At 59.9% G+C, this 22,437-nt stretch carries 19 protein-coding genes; 8 read left to right on the forward strand and 11 right to left on the reverse strand.

The window, feature by feature from the left end; genetic code table 11:
* Positions 1-30: 30 nt before the first annotated feature.
* Positions 31-1,080, forward strand: coding sequence for an oxidoreductase (locus ACE1BR_RS03725; protein WP_374867733.1), 1,050 nt, complete (start codon positions 31-33; stop codon positions 1,078-1,080).
* Positions 1,081-1,388: 308 nt separating this feature from the next.
* Positions 1,389-1,604 carry a hypothetical protein gene (locus tag ACE1BR_RS03730; RefSeq protein WP_033135449.1) on the forward strand — a complete coding sequence of 72 codons (216 nt, stop codon included), beginning with the start codon at positions 1,389-1,391 and terminating at the stop codon, positions 1,602-1,604.
* A 62-nt stretch (positions 1,605-1,666) separates the two neighbouring features.
* Here the strand turns inward: ACE1BR_RS03730 and rimJ are convergent, their stop codons facing one another.
* The 3 genes from rimJ to ACE1BR_RS03745 all read right to left on the reverse strand — a co-directional run bounded on the left by rimJ (position 1,667) and on the right by ACE1BR_RS03745 (position 3,775).
* Positions 1,667-2,218: a ribosomal protein S5-alanine N-acetyltransferase gene (gene rimJ / locus ACE1BR_RS03735; protein WP_374867735.1), complete on the reverse strand. Its 552-nt coding sequence runs from the start codon at positions 2,216-2,218 to the stop codon at positions 1,667-1,669.
* Entirely contained in the window at positions 2,218-2,772 is a 555-nt protein-coding gene (locus ACE1BR_RS03740; RefSeq protein WP_374867737.1) for a GNAT family N-acetyltransferase, read from the reverse strand. Before ACE1BR_RS03740 ends, rimJ begins: the two co-directional genes overlap by 1 nt.
* A 106-nt stretch (positions 2,773-2,878) precedes the next feature.
* Positions 2,879-3,775, reverse strand: coding sequence for a LysR family transcriptional regulator (locus tag ACE1BR_RS03745; protein WP_374867739.1), 897 nt, complete (start codon positions 3,773-3,775; stop codon positions 2,879-2,881).
* Between the two features lie 92 nt (positions 3,776-3,867).
* Here ACE1BR_RS03745 and mdtH point away from each other — a divergent pair, with 92 nt between their 5' ends.
* The 3 genes from mdtH (at position 3,868) to ACE1BR_RS03760 (ending at position 6,584) form a co-directional block, all read left to right on the forward strand.
* A complete protein-coding gene (mdtH, locus tag ACE1BR_RS03750) occupies positions 3,868-5,064 on the forward strand; it encodes a multidrug efflux MFS transporter MdtH (RefSeq protein WP_374867741.1) in 1,197 nt (398 codons plus the stop codon).
* Positions 5,065-5,199: 135 nt separating this feature from the next.
* Complete coding sequence (locus tag ACE1BR_RS03755; RefSeq protein WP_374867743.1) at positions 5,200-6,126, forward strand: GNAT family N-acetyltransferase; 927 nt, start codon at positions 5,200-5,202, stop codon at positions 6,124-6,126.
* Entirely contained in the window at positions 6,123-6,584 is a 462-nt protein-coding gene (locus tag ACE1BR_RS03760) for an acyltransferase (protein WP_374867745.1), read from the forward strand. The genes ACE1BR_RS03755 and ACE1BR_RS03760 overlap by 4 nt, the downstream gene beginning before the upstream one ends.
* 56 nt (positions 6,585-6,640) lie before the next feature.
* Here the strand turns inward: ACE1BR_RS03760 and ACE1BR_RS03765 are convergent, their stop codons facing one another.
* The 5 genes from ACE1BR_RS03765 to ACE1BR_RS03785 form a co-directional block, all read right to left on the reverse strand.
* The gene (locus tag ACE1BR_RS03765) at positions 6,641-7,117 is read right to left on the reverse strand and encodes an ASCH domain-containing protein (RefSeq protein WP_374867747.1); all 477 of its coding nucleotides are present in this window, start codon (positions 7,115-7,117) and stop codon (positions 6,641-6,643) included.
* Between the two features lie 57 nt (positions 7,118-7,174).
* On the reverse strand, positions 7,175-8,761 hold the full coding sequence (prfC, locus tag ACE1BR_RS03770) for a peptide chain release factor 3 (protein WP_374867749.1): 1,587 nt from the start codon (positions 8,759-8,761) through the stop codon (positions 7,175-7,177).
* A gap of 294 nt (positions 8,762-9,055) precedes the next feature.
* The gene (locus ACE1BR_RS03775; RefSeq protein WP_374868059.1) at positions 9,056-10,930 is read right to left on the reverse strand and encodes a diguanylate cyclase; all 1,875 of its coding nucleotides are present in this window, start codon (positions 10,928-10,930) and stop codon (positions 9,056-9,058) included.
* 154 nt (positions 10,931-11,084) lie between these two features.
* A complete protein-coding gene (viaA, locus tag ACE1BR_RS03780; protein WP_374867751.1) occupies positions 11,085-12,536 on the reverse strand; it encodes an ATPase RavA stimulator ViaA in 1,452 nt (483 codons plus the stop codon).
* A 9-nt stretch (positions 12,537-12,545) separates the two neighbouring features.
* The gene (locus ACE1BR_RS03785) at positions 12,546-14,159 is read right to left on the reverse strand and encodes an ATPase RavA domain-containing protein (RefSeq protein WP_374867753.1); all 1,614 of its coding nucleotides are present in this window, start codon (positions 14,157-14,159) and stop codon (positions 12,546-12,548) included.
* A gap of 235 nt (positions 14,160-14,394) precedes the next feature.
* On the opposite strand from ACE1BR_RS03785, the gene ACE1BR_RS03790 reads away from it, so the two are divergent.
* Both ACE1BR_RS03790 and rimI read left to right on the forward strand, forming a co-directional pair.
* Positions 14,395-14,817, forward strand: a complete 423-nt coding sequence (locus ACE1BR_RS03790; RefSeq protein ID WP_374867755.1) for a DNA polymerase III subunit psi — start codon at positions 14,395-14,397, stop codon at positions 14,815-14,817.
* 52 nt (positions 14,818-14,869) lie between these two features.
* Positions 14,870-15,319, forward strand: coding sequence for a ribosomal protein S18-alanine N-acetyltransferase (rimI, locus tag ACE1BR_RS03795; protein WP_374867757.1), 450 nt, complete (start codon positions 14,870-14,872; stop codon positions 15,317-15,319).
* Positions 15,320-15,364: 45 nt separating this feature from the next.
* Here the strand turns inward: rimI and ACE1BR_RS03800 are convergent, their stop codons facing one another.
* Entirely contained in the window at positions 15,365-15,910 is a 546-nt protein-coding gene (locus ACE1BR_RS03800; protein WP_374867759.1) for a hypothetical protein, read from the reverse strand.
* A 185-nt stretch (positions 15,911-16,095) separates the two neighbouring features.
* Here ACE1BR_RS03800 and ACE1BR_RS03805 point away from each other — a divergent pair, with 185 nt between their 5' ends.
* On the forward strand, positions 16,096-17,886 hold the full coding sequence (locus tag ACE1BR_RS03805) for an AMP-dependent synthetase/ligase (RefSeq protein ID WP_374867760.1): 1,791 nt from the start codon (positions 16,096-16,098) through the stop codon (positions 17,884-17,886).
* A 61-nt stretch (positions 17,887-17,947) separates the two neighbouring features.
* Here ACE1BR_RS03805 and gshA read toward each other — a convergent pair whose 3' ends face one another.
* Entirely contained in the window at positions 17,948-19,546 is a 1,599-nt protein-coding gene (gshA, locus tag ACE1BR_RS03810) for a glutamate--cysteine ligase (protein WP_374867762.1), read from the reverse strand.
* A 61-nt stretch (positions 19,547-19,607) separates the two neighbouring features.
* Positions 19,608-22,421, reverse strand: coding sequence for a M16 family metallopeptidase (locus tag ACE1BR_RS03815; RefSeq protein WP_374867764.1), 2,814 nt, complete (start codon positions 22,419-22,421; stop codon positions 19,608-19,610).
* Positions 22,422-22,437 lie beyond the last annotated feature (16 nt).

The following is a 22,437-nucleotide window of genomic DNA, read 5'->3' on the forward strand; positions in this document are numbered from 1 at the left end:
CTCTCATTCGATGTCAGCGGAGAATACCCGATGAGCCACACTCTCAGCGCAGCCCTGGTGGGCTATGGCTTTGCAGGCAAGACCTTCCACGCCCCCTTCCTCTCCACCACGCCGGGCTTATCCCTGAGCTGGGTAGTGAGCCGCGATGCCGCCAAGGTGCAGGCCGATCTGCCCGGCTGCCGGGTCGGTTCGCTGGAACAGGTGCTGAACGATGACTCCGTCGATCTGGTGGTCATCGCCACCCCCAACGATACTCACGCCCCCCTCGCCCGCCAGGCGCTGCTGGCAGGCAAGCATGTGGTGATCGACAAGCCGTTTGCACTGGATCTGACCGAAGCAAAAGCGCTGGTCGAACTGGCCGAAAAACAGCAGCGACTGCTCAGCATCTTCCACAATCGGCGCTGGGATGGCGATTTTCTGACCGTACGCCGTCTGCTGGCTGATGGCTCGCTGGGGCAGGTAGCCCAGTTCGAATCTCATTTCGATCGCTATCGCCCGGAGGTTCGTCAACGTTGGCGCGAGGCGGGCGGTCCCGGTTCCGGCCTCTGGTTCGATCTCGGCCCCCACGTGCTGGATCAGGCACTGCAACTGTTCGGGCAGCCGGACTGGCTGCAGGCCGACCTGGCACAGCAGCGCCCCGGCGCGCTGGCGGATGACTACTTCCATGTAGTGCTGGGTTACGGCGAGATGAGAGTGATCCTGCACGGCAGCTGTCTGGTGTCAGCCACCATGCCCCGCTTTGTCATCCATGGCAGCCAGGGCTCGTTCGTCAAATTCGGTATGGATGTGCAGGAAGATCAGCTCAAGCAGGGCTTGCGGCCACCGGCAGCAGATTGGGGTCTGGATGGCGAGCTTGGTCAGCTGAGCCGCATTGTGGATGGCCAGCTGCAGCAGCAAAACGTGGTCGGCGAGGCAGGCGATTATGGCGCCTACTATCGCGGCGTCTGTGCCGCCATCAAGGGCGAAGGGGACAACCCGGTGCCAGCTACGGAAGCATTGGCGGTAATGGCACTGCTGGATCTGGCCCGCCAGAGCAATCAGGAAGGAAAACGGCTGCCCTGTCAGAAGCTGTCTGACTGACACCTCGTCTATCGGCATCCCTGATACGGGTAAAATCTAGCCAAACTGCCAAGCGATGACGATAACGTGGGGTTTTATTGTGCACCTTAGCGACTATATCGGCATCTTGTATTGATATCCGTGGATAAAGCAGTGCTTTTTATCCACGGAACGAAAAAATGTCATTGTGATATCCGTTTCCATCGGTAACCAATGGGGCTATATTGCGCCCGCCTGCTGCCTCCCGGCCTCCTGTTTCAATACCGGGCCTCGGCAGGCGCTGTGATGGTTCTACAACCATCTCTCCATCTTTTTTTGAGGGTATGCACATGAACAAAGTACTGGTAGCCGGTATCCTGGGTCTGATGTTGACCGCGTGTGGTCAGAAAGAAGAGAAAGCTGCTGCTCCTGCTGCAGCTCCGGCCGCCGAAGTTGCTGCAACTGTAGAAAAAGCCGCCTCTGAAGCGACTGCAACCGTTGAAAAAGCTGCTGATGAAGCTGCTACCAAGGTTGAAGCTGCAGTGAGCGATGCCAAGGCCAACTAAGCCTGCACCTCATTGGAAGACGGGTCCGAAGGCAACTTCGGACCCGTTTTTTTATCTGTCACTCAGGGGGCTGGATTAATCAGCGAGGTGAGGATGTGATCCTCCCAGCGGCCATTGATCATCAGATACTCCCGCGCATACCCCTCCCGCTCGAAACCGAGCCGCTCCAGCAAAGCGCCGCTACGCTGGTTGGCGGGCATATAGCACGCCATGACGCGATGCAGATCATGCTCGTGAAACAGATAGTCGATGGCGGCTGACAATACCTCTCGCATCACCCCCTGCCCCTCATGCTGCTGGTCGATGGCATAGCCCAGATGGCACGCCTTGAAGACCCCCATCAGGATATTGCTGAAGTTGCAGGTGGCAATCACCTGCTCGCCCGCCGGGTCGAGGGCCACCAGATTGACGCAGGTGCCGTTGAAAAACTGGCTGTAGCTATCCTGCAACCGGGTATGCCAGTAAGAGAGGGTGTAAAAATGGTCATCTCTTAGCGGCTCCCAAGGGGCGAGATGGGCACGGTTGCGCCGGTAGAAATCGAGCATCATCGGAGCCTGATCCGGCGCCAGTATGGTCAGGTGGGTACGGGCCGTTTTTATATGCGGTAGCGCCATCAAGACTCCCTCAGTCTTAGCCACTCCTCGCGAAGCAGGCAGTAGTGCACATGATCCACTACCCGTGAACCCAGTCGTTCGGCACGCCGGGTAATCCCCTCCTGCTGCATCCCGAGTCGCTCACAGACCGCTCTGCTGGGCTCGTTATCGGTGGCGGCGCTGATCTCCACCTTCTCCATCCCCATCTCTTCGAAGGCGTGATGGATCAGGGCCTGACAGGCCCGGGTAATAATGCCGTTACCCTGCCAGCGCTCCGCCAACCAGTAACCGATGGCCACCTTGCTCAGGTTGTGGTCGATACGGTTGTAACTTATCACCCCCACCACTTCCCCCTGATACTCGATAGCAGTGGTAAGCCCCTCGCCACTGGCGAACTTCTCGATGGCACTGCGAATGAACAGGGTGTAATCGGCGGGGCGCTGCATAAGAGGTGGCCAAGGCAACCACTGGGAAAGGTATTCCCGGTTGTCATTGCAGAGGGCGAACAGTTCGCTCGCCATATCGGGCTGCAAAAAGAGCAGCGCAAGCTCGTCGTCCAACTGCCATGAAAACATGGAAATCTCCTTTTAAATCAGTCGTAAAATAGTTAGCCAGCCACCCAATGTAGCCAATCGCAACTCCCCGCGCCAACACTTTTACATCTCGTCGATGAGCTAATGTTCACCACTCATTGCGCCAGCGTTTTGCCAACGAACGAGCTGTCGCCAGTACCGCCTCCCGAGCGGGATTGGGGCGCTTGCCACCGCGCCAGGCCATCATCACATCCCAATGATCCTGCGGCAGATTGCGCACATCAAGCCGGACCAACCGACCCACCTCCAGATCCCGCTTGATGGCCAGCTCAGGCATCAGGGTAATAAAACCGTGCTCCAGCGCCAGATCCCGGGCGGCACTGGCTGGCTGCACCCCATGCAGGGGACTGGCTGCCCGCCGCAACCGCCGCAACTGCTGGATAAAGGCATCACAACCGGGCCCCCACACCTGTGGCGCCAGCCGTTGATCGGCAATATCGTGCAAGGTCAACCCGTGGCACCCGGCCAGCGGGTGCAGAGGCGAGGCGATGGCAATAATGGGAGAGCAGCACAGCAGCTCCATCTGCAGGCCAGCCACCGGCGGACACTTGAGTACAAAACCGATATCGGTCACCCCGGTCAGCAACTCCTGCATGATGACGCCAGAGTGATCCGTGGTACAGCGGATCTCGAATGGTTCATCCACCAGCTCCATCAACAAGGAACCGAACACCACCGAGGTGAGAGATGGCAGGCTGGCAAGGCGAATACAAGGCAATGCGGGAGCGCCCTGCAGCGCCAGCCTCCCTTCATTCAAGGTCGCCAGCGCAGAGCGAGCCGATGGCAGAAACTGCTCGCAGGCCCGGGTCGGTGTCACCCCGCGCCGATGACGCTGAAACAGTGGCGCCCCCAGACTCAATTCCAGCTGTGCTATACGCTGGCTCACCAACGGCTGTGACCAGCCACGGATAGCCGCAGCCTGACTAAAGCTGCCCAGCTCGGCGACATCCAGCAGCAGCTGCAGATCATCCAGATCCATAGACATAAATAATCCTGATATGAAATATAGGTAGTTGTCGTCTACCACTATATCTAAACCCCCTCCAGAATGAAGTTATCTATGAATGAGAGGGTGTTATGGTCGATAGGGCGAGATTTTGGGGACGCTGGTTTCTGGCATTGGATACGACCTTGGTGATCCTGGGTTTCTTTGTGGTAATGCCGATGATAAGTCTGCGCTTCGTCGATCAACTCGGCTGGGCAGCAGGCCTGGTAGGGCTGGCGCTCGGCCTGCGCCAGCTGACCCAGCAGGGACTGGGGATCTTTGGCGGCTCGCTGGCTGACCGCTTCGGCGCTCGTCCACTCATCGTCACCGGCATGCTGTTGCGGGCTGTCGGTTTTGCCACCCTGGCCTGGGCCGACAGCGGTGCCATGCTGATCTTCTCCTGCTTCCTCTCGGGCCTTGGCGGCTGTCTGTTCGATCCGCCACGGGCGGCACTGGTGATCAAATTCACCCGCCCCCATGAGCGAGGCCGTTTCATCTCCTTGCTGATGATGCTGGAGAGTGCGGGCGCCGTGACCGGGGCCCTGCTCGGCAGCTGGCTGCTTCGCTTTGACTTCACCTATGTCTGCCTGCTGGGGGCCGGACTCTTCACCCTGGCCGCGATCTGTAACTGGACCCTGTTGCCCGCCTACCGCCTCTCCGTCAAGCCGACCCCGATGCGGGAAGGACTGGGGCAGGTGCTGGCAGATCGCGCCTTCTGTCGGCTGGTGCTGATCCTGAGCGGCTACTACATGCTGTGGGTACAGGTGATGCTGATCTTCCCGATCCTGGTCAAGCAGCTGGCTGGCACCACCACCGCGGTCGGCTGGATGTACAGCCTGGAGACCGCCTTGTCACTGGCCCTGCTCTATCCCATCGCCCGTTTCAGTGAGCGGCGCTACCGGCTGGAGAACCGGCTAATGGCGGGTATCCTGCTGATGACGGTAGGGATCGGGTTGGTCGCGTTTGTCAGCACCCTCTCCGGTATTTTTGTACTGCTGGCCTGCTTCTATCTGGGCATCATCATCTGTGAACCGGCGCGGGAAACTCTGATGACCCGGCTCGCCAACCCTTCAGCGCGTGGCAGCTACATGGGCTTTAGCCGCCTCGGGCTGGCACTGGGAGGCATGACCGGCTACGTAGGGGGTGGCTCCCTCTATGACTTTTCCCTGCAGCAGGGTCAGCCCGCCCTCCCCTGGCTGGTGCTGGGCACCATAGGCGTCGTCACCATGCTGCTGCTCGCCCGCTGCTTCTCCCGTCGTCCCGAACTGGGGGCAAGAGCTGCCGCCTGATTGTTGCCCTCCTCCTGCGGCAGCCCCCAAGGCTGCCGCAGATCATTTAAAGCCCGCAGGAGCATGAAAAAAGTTGTGCATTACAACTTTTAAACTATTTTAGTTGTCAGGCACAACCAAACAGGAAACCCCGACATGGATCCCCGCCCCCTGCGCGCGTTGTCGCGCGATCTGGTTCGCGAACTCGGTATGCTATCCCAACAGTGCGGCAATCTGGCCCTCACTCCCATCGAGGCTCACCTGCTCATCGAGCTGGAGAATGCCCCCGCCACCAACCAGCAACTGGCGGAAAAACTGCACATCGACAAGTCCAATGCCAGCCGCCCGCTGGCTCGTCTGGCCGAGCGGGAGCTGATTAGCTGGCATCCCCACCCCTCCGATGGCCGCAGCAAGGAGGCACGCCTGACCAGCGACGGCCAGGCGATGCTGGTAACACTACATCGGGAGATGGACAACGCAATGGAGGAGATGCTGGCGCAGTTGAGCCTGCCCGAGCGGGAGCTACTGTGGCAAGGATTGCTGCTCTATCGCAGTGCCCTCTCCCGCGCCCGCCGCCAGCAGGGCTACCATATCCGTCCGATCCGGGCGGCGGACAACGAGCAAATTGCCGCAGTAATTCGCGCCGTATCGGCGGAGTATGGCCTCACCGCCGACAAGGGGTACGGGGTATCAGATCCCAATCTAGATACCCTCTCTCAAAGCTATCAGGGGGAGAAGAGCCGCTATTGGGTGATCGAAGGGCTGGACGGATCCATCTTGGGTGGTGGTGGCATAGCGCCGCTGACTGGCGAAGAGGGAGTGTGCGAGCTGCAGAAGATGTACTTTATGCCTACTCTGCGCGGGCTCGGCCTTGGCAAACGGCTGGTACTGCAAGCGCTCGATGAAGCGCGAGCACTCGGCTATCGGTGCTGCTATCTGGAAACCACCGAGGTACTGCGGGAAGCTACCGGCCTCTATGAATCCCTCGGGTTTGAACATCTGCCCGGCCCCCTTGGCTGCACCGGCCACGGAGATTGCGAGATCTGCATGGTGATAGATCTGAAAGAAAGGAACGCGCCATGAACCAGCCGACACACCACCTCACGGGCATCCACAATGTCAGCTTCGGTGAGCGGGTAAAACTGGTTGAACCCGTCAATCTCTACGGCTGTACCCTGGCTGACGATGTCTTTATCGGCCCCTTCGTGGAAGTTCAGGCCAACGTCACCATTGGCCGCGCAACCAGAGTCCAGTCGCACACCTTTATCTGCGAGCATGTCACCATCGGGGAGGAGTGCTTTATCGGCCACGGGGTAATGTTTGCCAACGACCTGTTCAAAGGTGGTACCCCCGACCCGAACTCGTCCCACTGGGGCAGAACCATCGTTGAGGATGAGGTTTGCATCGGTTCCAATGCCACCATTTTGCCGGTACGCATCTGCCGGGGCGCCGTCATCGGTGCCGGAGCCGTGGTCACCCGGGATATCGAGATACCCGGTACCTATGCCGGCAATCCCGCCCGCTTGCTGCGCACGTTTTAATAGACCACCGGGTTACCGTGGCAAGCAGGGCGAGCTCGCCTGCTTGCCCGACTCATCTACTGCGGCAGTGCCACCACCCGGAATCGCTCCAGCACCAGCATGGCGTGCTCATCAAATTCGCCCCCTTCCGCCTTCATCTCCCGTTCGAAGAAGGTCCTGTGTGCCTCGCGCCACCAGGCCAGAGAGCCATCGCCCTCTCCCTCCTCGGCAGCAAACGCAGCATCAATCTCGTCGAAAGGGCACAAGGTGACAGATAGCATTTCAACCAGCGCCTTCGGTTGACCGCTCCAGTCGGTCACTACCAGCAGGTCACCCTGTTTTGAGATCCGTTCGCCCTTCTCCAGATACCAGTAGGCCAGACTACAGGTGGCACGCTTGCTCCCTGCTGCCACCAGCTCGGCACAAAGATTGGCATTGTGTTCATCAGCACAAAAGTAGTCAGCAGACACATGGCGAACCCGTGCTTCAACGGGTAGGGATAACAGATAACGCTCAACCAGAGCCGAGCAGGCAGGATTCATCGACTCAGCCATCTTCCCTCCTTGAGAGATAAAAAAATCCCGCCATCTGGCGGGATTCGGTAAGCAGTATCAATGCTCGCGGGTCTGGCGGAACTCGACGTCCGGATGACGCTCCTGTGCCAGGCGCAGGTTGACCATGGTCGGCGCGATGTAGGTGAGGTTGTCACCGCCATCGAGGGCCAGGTTGACCTCGTTCTTGCGCTTGAACTCTTCGAACTTTTTGACGTCGGTCCCTTCCACCCAGCGGGCGGTGGAGACGTTGACCGCCTCGTACAGGGCTTCGACGTTGTATTCGCTCTTCAGACGCGATACCACCACGTCAAACTGCAGCACACCGACCGCACCGACGATGAGATCGTTGCTGATCAGCGGACGGAACACCTGCACCGCGCCCTCTTCGGAGAGCTGCACCAGCCCCTTGAGCAGCTGCTTCTGCTTGAGCGGGTCGCGCAAGCGGATGCGGCGGAACAGTTCCGGCGCGAAGTTCGGGATACCGGTGAACTTGAGATCCTCACCCTGGGTGAAGGTGTCGCCGATCTGGATGGTGCCGTGGTTGTGCAGACCGATGATGTCACCGGCGAAGGCGTCTTCCGCCTGCTCCCGGTCACCGGCCATGAAGGTAACGGCGTCGGAGATGTTCACATCCTTGCCGATACGCACATGGCGCATCTTCATGCCCTTGCTGTAAGTGCCTGACACGATACGCATAAAGGCAATACGGTCGCGGTGTTTCGGATCCATGTTCGCCTGGATCTTGAACACGAAGCCGGAGAATTTCTCCTCGGTCGCTTCCACCTCGCGGCTCTCGGCCTTGCGCGGCATGGGAGCCGGTGCCCAGTCGGTCAGACCATCCAGCATGTGGTCGACACCGAAGTTACCCAGTGCGGTACCGAAGAAGACCGGGGTCATCTCGCCAGCGATAAAGGCATCGTGATCGAACTCGGGGGAGGCACCCTGCACCAGCTCCAGCTCGCCGCGCAGTTGGGCAGCCAGATCTTCGCCGATGGCGGCATCCAGATCCGGGTTGTTCAACCCCTTGACCACCCGCTTCTCCTGGATGGTGTGGCCCTGACCGGTCTGATAGAGATAGGTCTCATCCTTGTAGAGGTGGTAGACACCCTTGAAGGATTTGCCACAGCCGATCGGCCAGGTGATGGGGGCGCACATGATCTTCAGCTCGCGCTCCACCTCGTCCATCACTTCCATCGGGTCACGCACTTCACGATCCAGTTTGTTCATGAAGGTGAGGATGGGGGTGTCGCGCAGCCGGGTTACTTCCATCAGCTTGCGGGTCCGGTCTTCAACACCCTTGGCGGCATCGATGACCATCAGGCAGCAGTCGACCGCCGTCAGGGTACGGTAGGTATCTTCGGAGAAGTCCTCGTGACCCGGGGTATCGAGCAGGTTGACCAGACAGTCGGCATAGGGGAACTGCATCACCGAGGTGGTGATGGAGATACCACGCTGCTTCTCCATCTCCATCCAGTCGGATTTGGCATGCTGGCCTGAGCCACGGCCCTTGACGGTACCGGCGCGCTGAATGGCCTGTCCGAACAGCAGGACTTTTTCGGTGATGGTGGTTTTACCCGCATCCGGGTGCGAGATGATCGCAAAAGTGCGTCTCTTGGAGACTTCACTCAGAAATTCAGCTGACATAATTCAACGTTCTTCTATTTGGGCGGCGGCCTGAGCCACCGTGGGAGTAATTCCGGGATGCCGCATTGACTCACGGTCCGGCATGGATACGCAACGGGCCACGCGGACGGGTATCAGACCTGTCGGTGGAGAGAGGAAGAGGGTTGCGTTACATGGGTCTTCTCGCCTGAGTCAAAGCAAAATTGCGCGACATTATACCCGCGCGAGTGAAAAATACCCAGCCCGGCTTGGGAGATTCGGCGGTACTGGCTAATTAAAAAACAAGAAGCGAGAACCTGAAGAGCGCGGGGCTCGCTACTCGGCACAGATCACCAGATTCCGGCCAGACTGCTTGGCCCGATACATGGCGGCATCCGCTCGCTGAATCAGACCATCCAGGGCTTCATCATACGGGCCCAGCTGGGCACACCCGATACTTACATGGATAGGCCATCCCTCAGGCATCTCATCAATAGACAGCTGTGAAACCCGCTGGCGGATCCGCTCAGCCAGGTTAGCCGCCTCGTGCAAATCTCGCTCGGGCAGCAGCACCAGAAACTCCTCCCCACCATTGCGTCCAACCTGAGCCTGAGCGCCAAGCTGGGCAGCAATACAACACGCCACCGCAATCAGCACCCGATCGCCAATATGGTGGCCAAGCTGGTCATTCACCTGCTTGAAATGGTCGATATCCAGCAGCAGCACACTGAATGGCTTCTCACTCGCCCGAGCTTGCCTGAACCAGGTCTCGCCCTGTGCCAGAATTTGGCGACGGTTATGGATGCCGGTGAGCTCGTCAGTCATCGCCAGACGATGCATCTGATCGGTCCGGCGATACTGATATACCACCAACATCCCCATGACCAGCACCACCAGACCAAGTACCAGATATTGCCAGAAACGCCGCTCGTGCAACTGCTCAATCTCCGCATCCTGCAATAACTGCCTGGTCTTGAGGGACTGATTGGCAAGCTCTTTACGTGCCAGTTCGAACTCAAAGCGGATCTGGAGAGAGCGCTGCTCCATGAGCCCCTTCTCCACTTCCATTTTGGTCTTGACGTACAGCTTGAGGTTGGCCAGTGACTCGCGGATATTCCCCTTCTGCTCCAGGAGTCGTGCACGCACTTCATAGAGGCGGCTTAAAAAGCGCTTATTATTTTCCTTCACAAAAATGGGTTCTGCGAGCGCCAGGCTATCCAGTGCCCCATTCAGCTCTCCTGCAGCCTCCAGCACCATGCCCATCACCAGTTGCCAGTGCCCCACCGTAGCACTGTCAATGTCACCATCGCGGTGTAAAATCACCTCTGCGTGCTGCAGTTGGGTCATGGCCGCCGCTGTCTGCCCCTGCTGGAGCAGAATGGTTGCCAACTCGATTTTGCTCCAGGCAAGCAAACCATCCTGATGTTGCTGCTGGTAGTATTTTTCGGCTTGCTCCAGCAGAGGCCGGGCCCGTTTATACTGTCCCATTTCGCTATAGAGCAGCCCCTGCTGGGCGAGAATATCGATGTGATGCTCGACCTCATCCTCATCGTTGTACGCTTGTGCCAGCTCTTTGAAGTAACCCTCAGCCCGCTCATAAAGTCCCATCCGCCGATAGGTGTTGGCGATATTGGCCAGCACCTCCCGGGCCTTGCTGCTCAGCCCCAGCGCTTCATAGCTGCCATGAGCCATCATCAACGACTGCAATCCGGCAGCAAGCTTGCCCTGATAAGCCAGCATGTCGCCCCGGTAGTTGAGGATCCCCGCCTCCTGAACCTTGTCGCCCAGCTCGCGTGCTATCTGCAGAGCCTGCTCATAATCAGCCAGCGCCTCATCCATATTCCCCAGCAACTGCCGATGAAAACCGCGACAGGTAAGCAACCCCGCTTCGGTGGTTCTATCCTGACGCTCACGGGCACGGCTCAACATCTGGTCGGCAAACGCCACCACATTGCGATACTCGCCATCCCGCTCGGCAGGCATGGCCCAACACTGAAGACGGGTGATACGTCCCTGTACTGCGGGGGGATAGACAGCATAGTTAGCGGCCAATGCAGCAACACGCAGCCGAAATACACGTTCGGGGTGAACCCCCTCCTCCAGTTGCAGCAACTCTCTGGACAGCTTGGGCTCAACCAGTGGTTCTCTCGCGGCACTGGCGGGGCCACCGAATAGCCCTGTCAGCAAGAGCAAAGCCATGAAACGTATCATCATGTGAAGTCTCTTCTCCCCTTTGCGCCAGTCGGGCTTATGCTGACCATCATATCGCCCCGGCGTCAAACATACAGAGATTGCGAGAAGTAGCCCCGTGCAGAGCCGCACGGCGGAGGCTGCAACCAGGCGAGATGGCTCAATGGGGCCGGCGTCAGTGTTGCCAGCGGCGCAGCAAGCGACCGCGCAAGCCGCAATCGAGCAGCCAGCTGTTATCGAACACCCGCAGCAACGCCGGTTTGGCATGGCGGGACATGGCCACCGCATGAAAGCGGGTCTGGCGCTGGCGATAGCGGTTCATCTGATCAAGCAAGGCGTGCGGCAGGCTCTGGGCGATAAAGTCGGAAATGACCAGCACATCGGCCTTGGCAAAGGCGGGATCATCGAGCTTGGCCAGCGCCTTCTCGAGACAGGGCACCAGATCGGTCCCCCCATGGAAACTCATGGAGAGGAAGCGCTCCGCCTTCTCCAGCCCGGTATCGGCGGTGATCTCGAGGGTTGCCACCTCGGTGGAGAAGAGCATCAGGTAACAGCCGCGCTTCTCATCCATCGCCACCTTGAGCAGCGCCAGAAACAGCGCCTTGGCACACTCCTCGGGATAACCGCCCATAGAGCCGGAGGTATCGACACAAACGATAAAGGGACCGCGCTGCTGCAGTTGCTTGCCCCCCTGCTCCGGGGTGCGCAGCATGATGCGCTGGCGCGGCAGGGTACCGCGCGACTGGTAGCTGAGCAGGCGCCGCTCCAGATAGCGGCGGTAGAACTCCAGTTCCAGCTCCGGCAGTCCCAGCATTACCGCCTCGCTTGGCAACAGCCGCATTAGATCGCTCGCCTGATGAATGCCCACCAGATCATCCGGCACATCATCGCTGGGGGCTGGCTCCAGCTCCAACACCTCGACCGGTGGCACCGGTTGCTCCTGCGCCCGCCGATCCCGCGCACTCCGCCCGAGTAGACCGGCAATCTCCGCCAGCAGGGGCTCGCGCTGCAACATGCGAGCATACTGCTTGACCAGCACCAGGCTGCGTTTGTGCCAACTTCCCTGCGCCAGATCCCACAAGCCACCGGCAGAAATCTGGTTGGGATCGAGGGCATCGGCCAAGGTACGGCTCGCCAGCAACTGATCTTCAATCTCCTGACGCTGCTTCTCCCGCTCCGCCTCGGCGATCTGCTGCTGCAGTTGCAGCAGGCACCCCACCAGACTGGCGCGCCACTTGTCGATAAAGAGTTGACGCATGCTCTCGGTAGGATGAGCCATCAGCTGGCGCACCAAGGAGCGGGCCTCGCCGGCAAAGGGGCTGTACTGCTCCAGCGACTCCAGCAGGCTGGGCAGGCGGCCAACCAGCTCGGTCATCGCCAGTTGCCGATGGGCCTGATAGAGCAGGTACTCATGCTCCAGCGCGACCGGCACCGGTTTGTGGCGGATCTCTTCGCCCAGCTGCGCACTCCAGCTCTGCAGACGTTTTTTCAGCAGCTTGCCCTGCAACGGGGAGCGCCGGATAAATTCCGATATCTTGGGCGAGGCAGCCAGCAATATGGCGACCTCCCCTGCCAGCTCCCCTTCGCCCATCAGGAGCCCCAGATCCAGCATGCCGATCTCAAGCATGTGCGCCCCTTACTCGTCCAGTCTTGGCAAGCGCTCACGCCAGTGAAGCAGCTCGTTGCGCAACTGTTCAAGATCCCGGTTCAGCACGAAGAAGCTGTCCTCCACCTGTTGCAACCAGCGCGGGGCGATAAAGAGGTGCTGCTGATGGCGCTCGAACAGGCTGCGCTGCTGTTTGAGCTCCTGCACCACCTTGCCGACCTGGCTCAGTTGCTCGTCAAGCGCCAGTAACCAGGGCTCCAGCACCACCTCGGGGATGGCATTGCGCTCCATCAACACCAGCGGGATCTGCTGACGCTGGATGTCGAGTACATGAAGCCGCAGTTCGTCATCAAGCACCAGCTCGTAGTGTCCCTCTTTTGGATTGCCGAACTGATAACCCACCAGCGCCTCGCCAGTGGGACGCCAGTGGGAAAGCAGGGTGCGATCGAACACCAATGTACTGGTTAGGCGCTCGGGATCGCTGCCATCCAGTGGCGCCGGGGTGAGCAGATGGAAGTGCACCTGCTTGCCAAAGGGCCTGGCATTGACAAGCGGAATCTCGATCCCCCGTGCCCGCCGGCCAAACCACTGCTTGCGTTGCCGCGCCTTGCAGCAGAGGCGTTGGGCCACGCTCTGTTTAAGCTGCTTGAACTGATCCCGCAGGGCCAGCAGCTGGCGGGTCATCGCCAGTTGCTGATAACCATAGAGGCGGGAGAACTCGGTCATCATCTCCAGCAGGGCGGTGCGGGACTCTTCGTCATGCCAGAGACAATCCTTGAACAGCAGCAGGTCGAGGGGGGCCACTTCGTCGCGACCATTGAAAAAGGCACTCGCCTTGATCAGCCGTACCGCCTTTTTCCAGCGACGGTCCGACACATAACAACGGTGGGCCAGCTGGCTGTCGAGCTGCTGGCGCAGCTGATAGATAAGCTCGAAGCAGGCATCCGGCAGCCGCACCTGCTCAATCTGACTCTGCCACTGCTCATACTCATCCCCACGGATCTGCAAAGATTCCGACAGGTTCTGATGGGCATGACCATCGCTGGCCAGCATCGCCTGAAAGTTCGACTTCTCCTGCACCCGGTCCATCCAGATCCGCACCAGCATCCGGTCATAGAGCGCTTCCAGCCCGCTATCCGGCGCAGGCAGCTCGTTGGAGGCGGTGACCAGCAAGCGCATCGGGATGGGGTGCTGGCTGTCGCCGTTGCGAAACTGCCGCTCGTTGATGGCGGTGAGCAGGGTATTGAGGATGGCGGGGCCCGCCTTCCAGATCTCGTCGAGGAACACCACCTCGGCCTCTGGCAGATAACCGGCGGTGAGGCGCAGGTATTTGCCGTCCTCTTTCAGCGCCTGAATGGAGAGGGGGCCAAACACCTCCTCCGGCGTACTGAAGCGGGTCATCAGGTATTCGAAGTGGCGGGCATCAAAGAACGCCAGTTTGAGGCGGCGGGCGATCAGGCTCTTGGCAATACCGGGTGGCCCCAGCAAGAAGACGCTCTCGCCGCTAAGGGCGGCCAGCAGACCAAGGCGCAGGGCATCCTGCCGTTCATAGAGCCCCTCGCCAAGGGCCGCCAGCAGGCGGGGCAAACGCTCCTGAATGGGAATGGCGCGCGCAGAGTGAGTGGCTTGAGCTATAGGCGACATAGAGACATTTCCAGGCTGGGATGATGATAGTCCCAAGGATTGATAGCCATCTGTTCGTCCTTGGAGTTTATCTTGTTATGATATTTATCCAGTTTTCGCCCAGCCAGAATACCCGACTCTGGCTGGAAAAAAACCGGATAACCCCCGCAAGGGCCGCAAAGGGTGCAGTGGTACCACTTCAAGTGTACCCTGCCGAGACGATTTTCCCCCAACGCTGTTAAAGAGTGAGTCCCCCATGACAGACCCCGTTCGTCAAAGCATGCTGGCCCGTATGGGCATTCAGAGCTGGCAGCTGCGTCGTCCGGCTCTGCTGGGTAACGCCACCGTCGCAGAGGCCAGTATCACCACATCGCAGCAGGTTATTCCCCAAGCCACCCGCCCCACCGGCAAGCTCTGGCTACTGGCGCAGACACTGCCCGCCGCGACGCTGCTGGAAGATATCTGCCAGCTGCTTGCCATCGGTACCGACGAAGTCTCCCTGCTGCACTCGCCGCCCGAAGCGCAGTGGCTGCAACAAGAGCAGCCCCCGTTGCTCTGGCTGACGACAGCCGATCCCCGCTGGCCCGATGCCCTCGTCTGTCCGATCGCCCCTTGCAGCAGTGAAAAACGGGCACTATGGCAGCAACTGCAACCGCATCTGGCTGCCCATACAGCCTGACCGAATCCTATGCCCGTCGATGCGGGCTTTGACGTTACCCCACGGAGCTACCATGCCTGAGTTTCGCCCCCTGCTTGAAGCCGATTTCGACCTTGTCTATCCCATCGAACAGGCCGCCCACAAGGAGCCCTGGAGCCAGGCCAACCTGCTCTCCTGCTTTGGCCCCCGTTACCTCAACACCCTGATGCTGGTCGATGGCAAGCCAGCGGGTTTCTACATCTCGGATCTTGTGGCTGGCGACAGCTCGCTGATGAACATCTGCGTTCATCCCGATTTTCAGGGCAAGGGGCTGGGACGGGCGCTGTTGCAAGCTTATCTGGCTCGCAGCAAACAAGCTGGCGCAGAGGCCTGGTTTCTTGAGGTGCGGGCCGGTAACCAGACCGCCATCAACCTCTACGAGAGCGCCGGTTTTGCTGAATATTGCCGCCGTGCCGACTACTACGGCACCGGCAACGACCGGGAAGATGCGGTACTGATGTCGCGACTGTTCGATTTCGGCTGATCCAGCCAATTCGCCGCGCTTACGCGCTTAAACGTCTTGGCCCCCTCAATCGAGTGGGGCGTTGTCCAGCGCGGGGTCCTGTAAGGAGAAGGTAGTGTGCACCACCGCCTCGAATCCGGCGGCAGAGAGTGGCATATAAAAGCCACGCTGCCAGGTTTTTCCCGGCATCCAGATCTGGTCGATATCCACCACTATCTTGATGGGTCTGAGGGGCTGCCCCGGCTGCTGGATATAGATGCCGGGCGGCGTAGCGACCTTGGGAAAGCGGCGCAGGATCTGCTCGCTGCCATCCCCCTTGCCCGGGTTGAGCCGCACCTTCACCAGCCGGGCAAGCGGGCCCGCCATCTCCTTGCTCTGCCAGAATTTTTTCTCCAGATCGCCACAACGGCGGCACTTGGGGGTTTCCAGCACATAGAGCAGCGGATAACCCAACGCCAGCGCCTGTTGCTGGGCCTGATGATACCCCTCGGCTCCCTGATACCAAGGATTGGCGGGCCCCTGCACGCCCTTGCCAAGAAAGAACCAGGCTGCACCGCCCCCCACCACCATGAGCCCAACTGAGGCCAACGCCCCTTTCACCCACAGATTCATATTGTTACCCCTCTCTCGGCCTCCTTGCAGTATCGACCAGCGCGCGCAAAGGGAGAGCTATTTGCGCTCTTTGTGATCCAAGACAAACGGCGAACACTTGTAAGCTGTAATGTTGGAGTTTACACTCTAGCCCGATTTTTAGTGCCCTCGTGGGCGTACAACTGTAATTAAAGGATGTTTAACTGATGCCGAAGCTTCATCTGGTTCGACTGATGCGTGAACGGATTGCCCGACTTGGCAACAAGGCCGCCCTGCGGGTTCAGCAGGATGGTCAGTGGCGGGCCATCGGCTGGCGCACTCTGGGCCAAGCCATGGACTACTGTGCCCAGGCACTGATCCGCTGCGGCCACCAGCCAACCGAGATGGTCGGCATCTACTCGCGCAACATGCCGGAGTGGACCCAGGCCGATCTCGGCATCCTTGCCGCCCGCGGCGTCAGCGTCCCCATCTACCCCACCAGCACCCTGGATCAGCTGCGCTATATCGTGCGTGATGCCAATATCGGTCTGCTGTTTGTCGGCGAACAGCCCCAGTTCGATCAGGCGCTGCAACTGATTGAAAGCGGCGAGATCCGCCAGATCGTTGCTCTCGACGGCAACGTCAACCTGCGCGACTGCCCGCAAGCGAGCCACTTCCAGGAGTTTCTGGTCTCCGGCAACCATCAGCCCAGCGAACAGGAGCTGCGGGTACGGGAAAGCCAGTACCGGATGGATGATCTGCTGACCCTGATCTACACCTCCGGCACCACCGGCGAGCCCAAAGGGGTGATGCTCGACTTCAGCAACATCGCCGCCTGTTTCGAGATGCACAACAGCCGCCTCGACCTCAACGAGCAGGATGTGTCGCTCTGCATGCTGCCGCTCAGCCACGTGTTCGAGCGCGCCTGGAGCTACTACGTGCTCTATTGTGGCGCCGAGAACGTCTATATCCGCGATCCGCAGAAGGTGATGGAGGTGATTGGCGAGGTGCAGCCGACCGTGATGTGCGCCGTGCCGCGCCTCTACGAGAAGGCCTACGCCATGATCCAGGCCCGGGTTGCCCAGGCTCCCCGTCTGCGCCAGGCCCTGTTTGGCTGGGCCACTCGCGTCGGCAAGCAGATGGTCGCCACCCGTCAGGCTGGCAAGTCCGCCTCACCCCTGCTCTACGGCCAGCTCTGGCTCGCCGAGCGGCTGGTGTTTCGCAAGCTGCGCGCCCGTTTTGGCGGCCGAACCCGCTTCCTGCCGGTAGCCGGTGCCCGCCTCGCCGATGATGTGAACCTCTTCTTCCAGGCCATGGGGCTCAACCTCAAGTACGGCTACGGCATGACCGAGACCACCGCCACCGTCTGCTGCTACGAAGATCAACAGTTCAAGCTGGGCTCCATCGGCACTGTACTGAACGGTATCGAAGTGAAGCTGGGTGAGAACAACGAGCTGCTGGTGCGCTCCCCCACCGTGATGCGCGGCTACTACAACAAGCCGGAAGCGACCGCCGAGGTGATGACCGAAGATGGCTTCCTGCGTACCGGCGATGCCGCCGAGCTCGACAGCCAGGGCAACATCTACTTCACCGAGCGCCTCAAAGAGCTGATGAAAACCTCCAATGGCAAGTACGTAGCGCCGCAACTGGTGGAAGGAACCATCGGCAAGGATCGCTTTATCGAGCAGATCGCCATCGTCGCCGATGCCCGCCACTTCGTCTCGGCACTGATCGTCCCCTGCTTCGAGTCGCTGGAAGAGTACGCCCGCTCCATCAATCTGCAGTACCAGTGCAAGACCGAGCTGCTGCGCAACTCCCGGGTGAAGGAGTTCTTTGAGGCACGCATCGCAGATCTGCAAAAAGAGCTGGCCAAGTTCGAGCAGGTGAAGAAGTTCACCCTGCTGCCGAGCGCCTTCTCCATGGAGCTGGGTGAACTCACCCCGACCATGAAGCTGCGTCGCAAGATCATCGAAGCCAAGTATCAGAGCGAAATCGAGGCCATGTATAACCACGCCTGATACCGCTCGGATTTCCGGAAATAAAAAAGCCGCTCATCGAGCGGCTTTTGTTGGTCTGCCATCAGGCAGTCGTCGTGCTGGTACCGAAGTAGTCGGCCAGGAAATCGTCGAATGACAGGCTGTCGCTGCGCTCTCGCTCCCGCTGCTTGGCAAGCGAATCCTTCGCCTCACCGGCGAAATAGGCCTCATCCCAGTACTGCAGTTCCGCAGCCAGCAGCTCCTCGCGATAGCGGGTTGCCAGCTTGTCGCCATAGCAACCGTTGTCCTTGCCACTCTCCAGCAGCTCCTTGAGCATGCGGGCAGAGTAAGTGAGCTCGGGGTCGAGCAGCTTCTCGCGATGCATCGCCAGCGTTTTGCGATAGTGGTTGCGGCCACAACAGCGATCCAGCAGCTCGGCCACCTGCGCCAACTCGTCAAACAACTTGAGGCCGTACTCTTTCAGGCCAATGGCCGCCCCCTGCTCATCTTCCAGCTCCAGGCCGGGACGACGCCCTTCCAGCACCACCTTGGTCTGGTTGCGGCGGTTGCGGGCAATCTCTTCCTCACTCAGCACCGCAGACGGGCGCAGCAGGCACCAGACCAGGAACAGATCGAAGAAGCGGATCTGCTCGGCATCGATCCCGAGCGGCGTGAAGGGGTTGACGTCCACAGTGCGCAACTCGATGTACTCGATACCGCGCTGCTCCAGCGCGTCCGAGGGCTTCTCGCCGCTGCGCGGGGTGCGCTTGGGCCGGATCGGGGCGTAAAGCTCGTTCTCCAGCTGCAACACGTTGTCATTGAGCTGGCGGTACTCACCATCCACCTTGACCCCAATTTTGGCGAACTCGGGATCATGGGTATTGATGGCGCGGCGCAGGCTGCTGACATAGGCTGGCAGATTGTCGTGACTGATCTTGAGCCCCGCCTGGGAACTGTTGGTATAGCCCAGATCGGAGAGACGCAGCGCAGTGGCGTAGGGCAGATAGAGGGTGCCATTGCCGGTCTTCTCGAACGGCAGAGTGCTCTTGCGTCCTTTGAGGAAGGATTCGCAGATGGCAGGAGAGGCGCCAAACAGATAGGGAACCAGCCAGCCAAAACGGTAGACGTTGCGAATAAGCCCCATGTACTTGTCGGAGATAAAGCGCTGGCTGCAGCAACCGACGCACTCCAGCTCCTGCCACTCGCTCCAGAAACTGTCGGGCATGGAGAAGTTGAAGTGCACGCCGGCAATCACCTGCATCAGGCTGCCGTAGCGATTCTTCAAGCCCTGGCGATAGAGGGTCTTCATCCGCCCGATGTTGGAGCTGCCGTATTGGGCCAGCCGGATGCTCTCCTCACCACCGACGAAGCAGGGCATGGAGAGCGGCCAGATCCGCTCGTCACCCAAATGCTGCATCACGTGGTGATGGATATCACCGAGCTGCTCCATCAGGCTGTCGATAGAGTCGGTCGCCGGAGTGATGAACTCCAGCAAGCTCTCGGAGTAATCGGTGGTGATATTGGGGTGGGTCAGGGCTGAGCCCAGCGCCCGCGGGTGATCGCTCTGGGCGAGTCGGCCATCCGGGGTGATGCGCAAACATTCGCGCTCGATCCCGCGCCGGATCCCCTTGAGGGCGGTCAACCGCTCCGGTGATCCCAGAACGTTCAACAACTCGGTGAGCGACAAGCTTGTAGTAGTCATATTAACGGCTCATGTGAGGCCGCCCCATCCGGGGCGGCTCTTGATTTTTATAAAGCGTCAGTTACGGCAACTGCAGCGGATAGATGGGAAGATGAAGCTCCTTCAGGGGTTTTTCAAGCTTTTGCTTGTCTCCCACTACCACGATCACCATCTCGGCGGGATTGAGCCAACGGGCGGCACTGGCCTTGAGCGTCTCGGCCGATACCGTCTTGATCAGGTTGCTCTGGGCCTGCACATAGTCCGGCTTCAGGTCATACATCACCATCTGCAGCAGGAATCCTGCCTTCTGGCCGAGGGTCTCGTAAGAGAGGGCATCCTGCTGGGACACGGCGCTGCGCATATAGGCCAGCTCGACCGGCGTCGGACCGCTCTTGCGATAGTTATCCATCTCCTTGATAAACTGGCGAATGGCATCAACGGTCGCATCGGTGCGCACATTGGCACCGGTGGCAAAGGTACCCACCTCGCGGTTGGCGGAGAAGCCGGAGCTGGCACCATAGGTGTAGCCCTTGTCTTCCCGCAGGTTGAGGTTGATACGGCTGTTGAAGTTGCCACCCAGATTGAAGTTCATCAGCCCGGCGGTGAAGTAATCGCCAGTGGTATCAAACGGCATGGCGCGGCGGCCGATGCGGATCACCGACTGGGGGGCACCCGGTTTGTCCACCAGATAGATTCCCGGTTTGGCCTGTTTGCCCTTGAACTTGAGATCGCCCAGAGTCGGCGTCGCCCCTTTCCACTCGCTCAGGAAGCCAAGCTGCTCCTCAATCTGTTTCTGGGTCACATCCCCGGCCACCACCACCTTGGCGTTGGTGGGGTTGTAGTAGGCCTGATAGAAGTGCTTCACATCTGCCAGAGTCAGCTTGGCCACATCGGCAGGCACTCCGTCGGAAGGCTGCCCCAAACGACTGTTCTTGCCATAGACCAGCTCGCGGAACGCCTGCCCGGCCAGCCATTCCGGCTGCTGCTGGGCCTGCTGCATCCCTTGCAGCAGCTGCGCCTTGACCCGCTCGAAGTCCGCCTCCCGCATCCCGGGGCGTTCGAACACTTCACGCACCAGGCCCAAGGTCTCGGGCAGCTTGTCCGCCAGCGAGCTAATCGTCACCAGGGTGTTGTACTGAGCGCTGGAGACATCGATGGAAGAGCCCAGCTTTTGCAGCTCATCGCTCAGTTGCCCCTCGGTCAAACGCACCGAACCCTGTCCCATCATGGCCGCGGTCAGATTGGCCAGCCCCAGCTGCCCTTGCTCCTCGGCCCGGATACCGCCCGGCAGGGCGATCATGATGGAAACAGCGGGGATCTCGTCACTCTTGGTGCCGATGATCTCGATGTTCTTGTCGAGCTTGCCGTGCCAGATGGTGGGCACCTTGACGCTGACTGCATCACCAACCTTGGGTTGCACGCTGCGATCGAAGCTGTCCTGCACCGGCCGCTCGGCCAGCGCCTCGTCATGCTTGCTGTAATCCGGCAGCTCACGCTTGGCGGGAGTGAAGTTGGGTGCAGCTACCTGCCATGCACTCTTGCCTTTGGGTACCACGCTCAACACCACCGCCGGTTTGTTGGCAATGAACTGGTCGTAGGCGGTTTTCACCTGCTCCGGAGTCACCTTGCCGATGGCGTCGAGAGTCTTGAAGACGTAGTTGGGATCCTGGGCAAACACCTGACCCATGGCGAGCTGACTCACCTTGCCATCCACGCTGTCGAGTCCCCAGATGGCCGAGGCGCGATAGCTGTTGATCGCCTTCTCCAGATCCTCCGGCTTGAGACCGCGCTGGGCGAACTCGCCGATCACCTTGTCCACCTCCCCCTTGAGGGTTTTCAGGCTGCCATCCACTGCCGGGTTGGGATAGGCGTACACAGTCAGGGTACAGGCCAACTCTTCGCAGTAGTGAGAGGCGCCTGCATCGATCGCCTTGCCGGTTTTAACCAGCGACTGGTAGAGCATGGAGCTGGCGCTGCCACCGAGCACGTCGGCAAACATGTCGAGTGCCGGCTCCTGCGGATCACCCAGTGACACGGTCGGATAGCTGATATAGAGCAGCGGCAGATGCACCTTGTCCTGCAGCGTCACGTAACGGGTCTCTGGCAGGGCGACCGGCTTTGGCGTCGGCTCGGCCACATCCGGGCCACGCGGGATGGAGCCGAAGTACTGCTCGATCCAGTCGAGGGCCTGCTTGGTATCGAAGTCGCCACCCAGAGTGAGGGTTGCATTGTTGGGGCCATACCAGCGCAGGAAGAACTGCTTGAGGTCGTTGACGTCAACCCGGTCGAGATCTTCCACATAGCCGATGGGCTGCCAGGAGTAGGGATGAGTGCGTGGATAGAGCGCCTCGCCCACCTTCTCGCTCACCAGACCATAGGGCTGGTTGTCGATACGCTGGGCCCGCTCGTTCTTGACGGTAGCGCGCTGGATCTCGAACTTCTTCTGGCTCACGGCATCGAGCAGGAAGCCCATCCGATCCGCCTCCAGCCAGAGCACCTTCTCCAACTGATTGGCAGGCACTGTCTCGTAGTAGTTGGTGCGGTCCTTGTTGGTGGTGCCATTCATGTCGCCACCAGCCTCATTGATGATCCGCATATGCTCCTGATCACCGACGTGCTTGGAGCCCTGGAACATCATGTGCTCGAAGAAGTGGGCAAAACCGGACTTGCCGACCGTTTCGCGCGACGATCCGACGTGATAGGTAACATCGAGATGCACCAGCGGATCCGACTTGTCGGGGGCCAGAATAACGGTCAGGCCGTTGTCCAGCTTGTACATCTGATAGGGGATGGCGAGCTTGCCCTCCTCCTTGCCCTGTTCGGAGACGAGGGTGGGTGCTGCCAGCACCGGCAGGGTGAAACCCAGCAGAATCGTTAAAGGTATGACTTTGTTCACGGTAACCTCGTGAGTG

Origin of the sequence: Aeromonas sp. MdU4, from assembly GCF_041929505.1 — a bacterium.
In the GTDB taxonomy this organism is placed as follows: Bacteria; Pseudomonadota; Gammaproteobacteria; order Enterobacterales; family Aeromonadaceae; genus Aeromonas.

Excerpts from the sequence above, each read along its gene's own strand:
- ACE1BR_RS03725 (WP_374867733.1), top strand. The coding sequence starts at position 31 with ATGAGCCACACTCTCAGCGCAGCCCTGGTGGGCTATGGCTTTGCAGGC.
- ACE1BR_RS03730 (WP_033135449.1), top strand. The coding sequence starts at position 1,389 with ATGAACAAAGTACTGGTAGCCGGTATCCTGGGTCTGATGTTGACCGCG.
- rimJ (WP_374867735.1), bottom strand. The coding sequence starts at position 2,218 with ATGGCGCTACCGCATATAAAAACGGCCCGTACCCACCTGACCATACTG.
- ACE1BR_RS03740 (WP_374867737.1), bottom strand. The coding sequence starts at position 2,772 with ATGTTTTCATGGCAGTTGGACGACGAGCTTGCGCTGCTCTTTTTGCAG.
- ACE1BR_RS03745 (WP_374867739.1), bottom strand. The coding sequence starts at position 3,775 with ATGTCTATGGATCTGGATGATCTGCAGCTGCTGCTGGATGTCGCCGAG.
- mdtH (WP_374867741.1), top strand. The coding sequence starts at position 3,868 with ATGGTCGATAGGGCGAGATTTTGGGGACGCTGGTTTCTGGCATTGGAT.
- ACE1BR_RS03755 (WP_374867743.1), top strand. The coding sequence starts at position 5,200 with ATGGATCCCCGCCCCCTGCGCGCGTTGTCGCGCGATCTGGTTCGCGAA.
- ACE1BR_RS03760 (WP_374867745.1), top strand. The coding sequence starts at position 6,123 with ATGAACCAGCCGACACACCACCTCACGGGCATCCACAATGTCAGCTTC.
- ACE1BR_RS03765 (WP_374867747.1), bottom strand. The coding sequence starts at position 7,117 with ATGGCTGAGTCGATGAATCCTGCCTGCTCGGCTCTGGTTGAGCGTTAT.
- prfC (WP_374867749.1), bottom strand. The coding sequence starts at position 8,761 with ATGTCAGCTGAATTTCTGAGTGAAGTCTCCAAGAGACGCACTTTTGCG.
- ACE1BR_RS03775 (WP_374868059.1), bottom strand. The coding sequence starts at position 10,930 with ATGATACGTTTCATGGCTTTGCTCTTGCTGACAGGGCTATTCGGTGGC.
- viaA (WP_374867751.1), bottom strand. The coding sequence starts at position 12,536 with ATGCTTGAGATCGGCATGCTGGATCTGGGGCTCCTGATGGGCGAAGGG.
- ACE1BR_RS03785 (WP_374867753.1), bottom strand. The coding sequence starts at position 14,159 with ATGTCGCCTATAGCTCAAGCCACTCACTCTGCGCGCGCCATTCCCATT.
- ACE1BR_RS03790 (WP_374867755.1), top strand. The coding sequence starts at position 14,395 with ATGACAGACCCCGTTCGTCAAAGCATGCTGGCCCGTATGGGCATTCAG.
- rimI (WP_374867757.1), top strand. The coding sequence starts at position 14,870 with ATGCCTGAGTTTCGCCCCCTGCTTGAAGCCGATTTCGACCTTGTCTAT.
- ACE1BR_RS03800 (WP_374867759.1), bottom strand. The coding sequence starts at position 15,910 with ATGAATCTGTGGGTGAAAGGGGCGTTGGCCTCAGTTGGGCTCATGGTG.
- ACE1BR_RS03805 (WP_374867760.1), top strand. The coding sequence starts at position 16,096 with ATGCCGAAGCTTCATCTGGTTCGACTGATGCGTGAACGGATTGCCCGA.
- gshA (WP_374867762.1), bottom strand. The coding sequence starts at position 19,546 with ATGACTACTACAAGCTTGTCGCTCACCGAGTTGTTGAACGTTCTGGGA.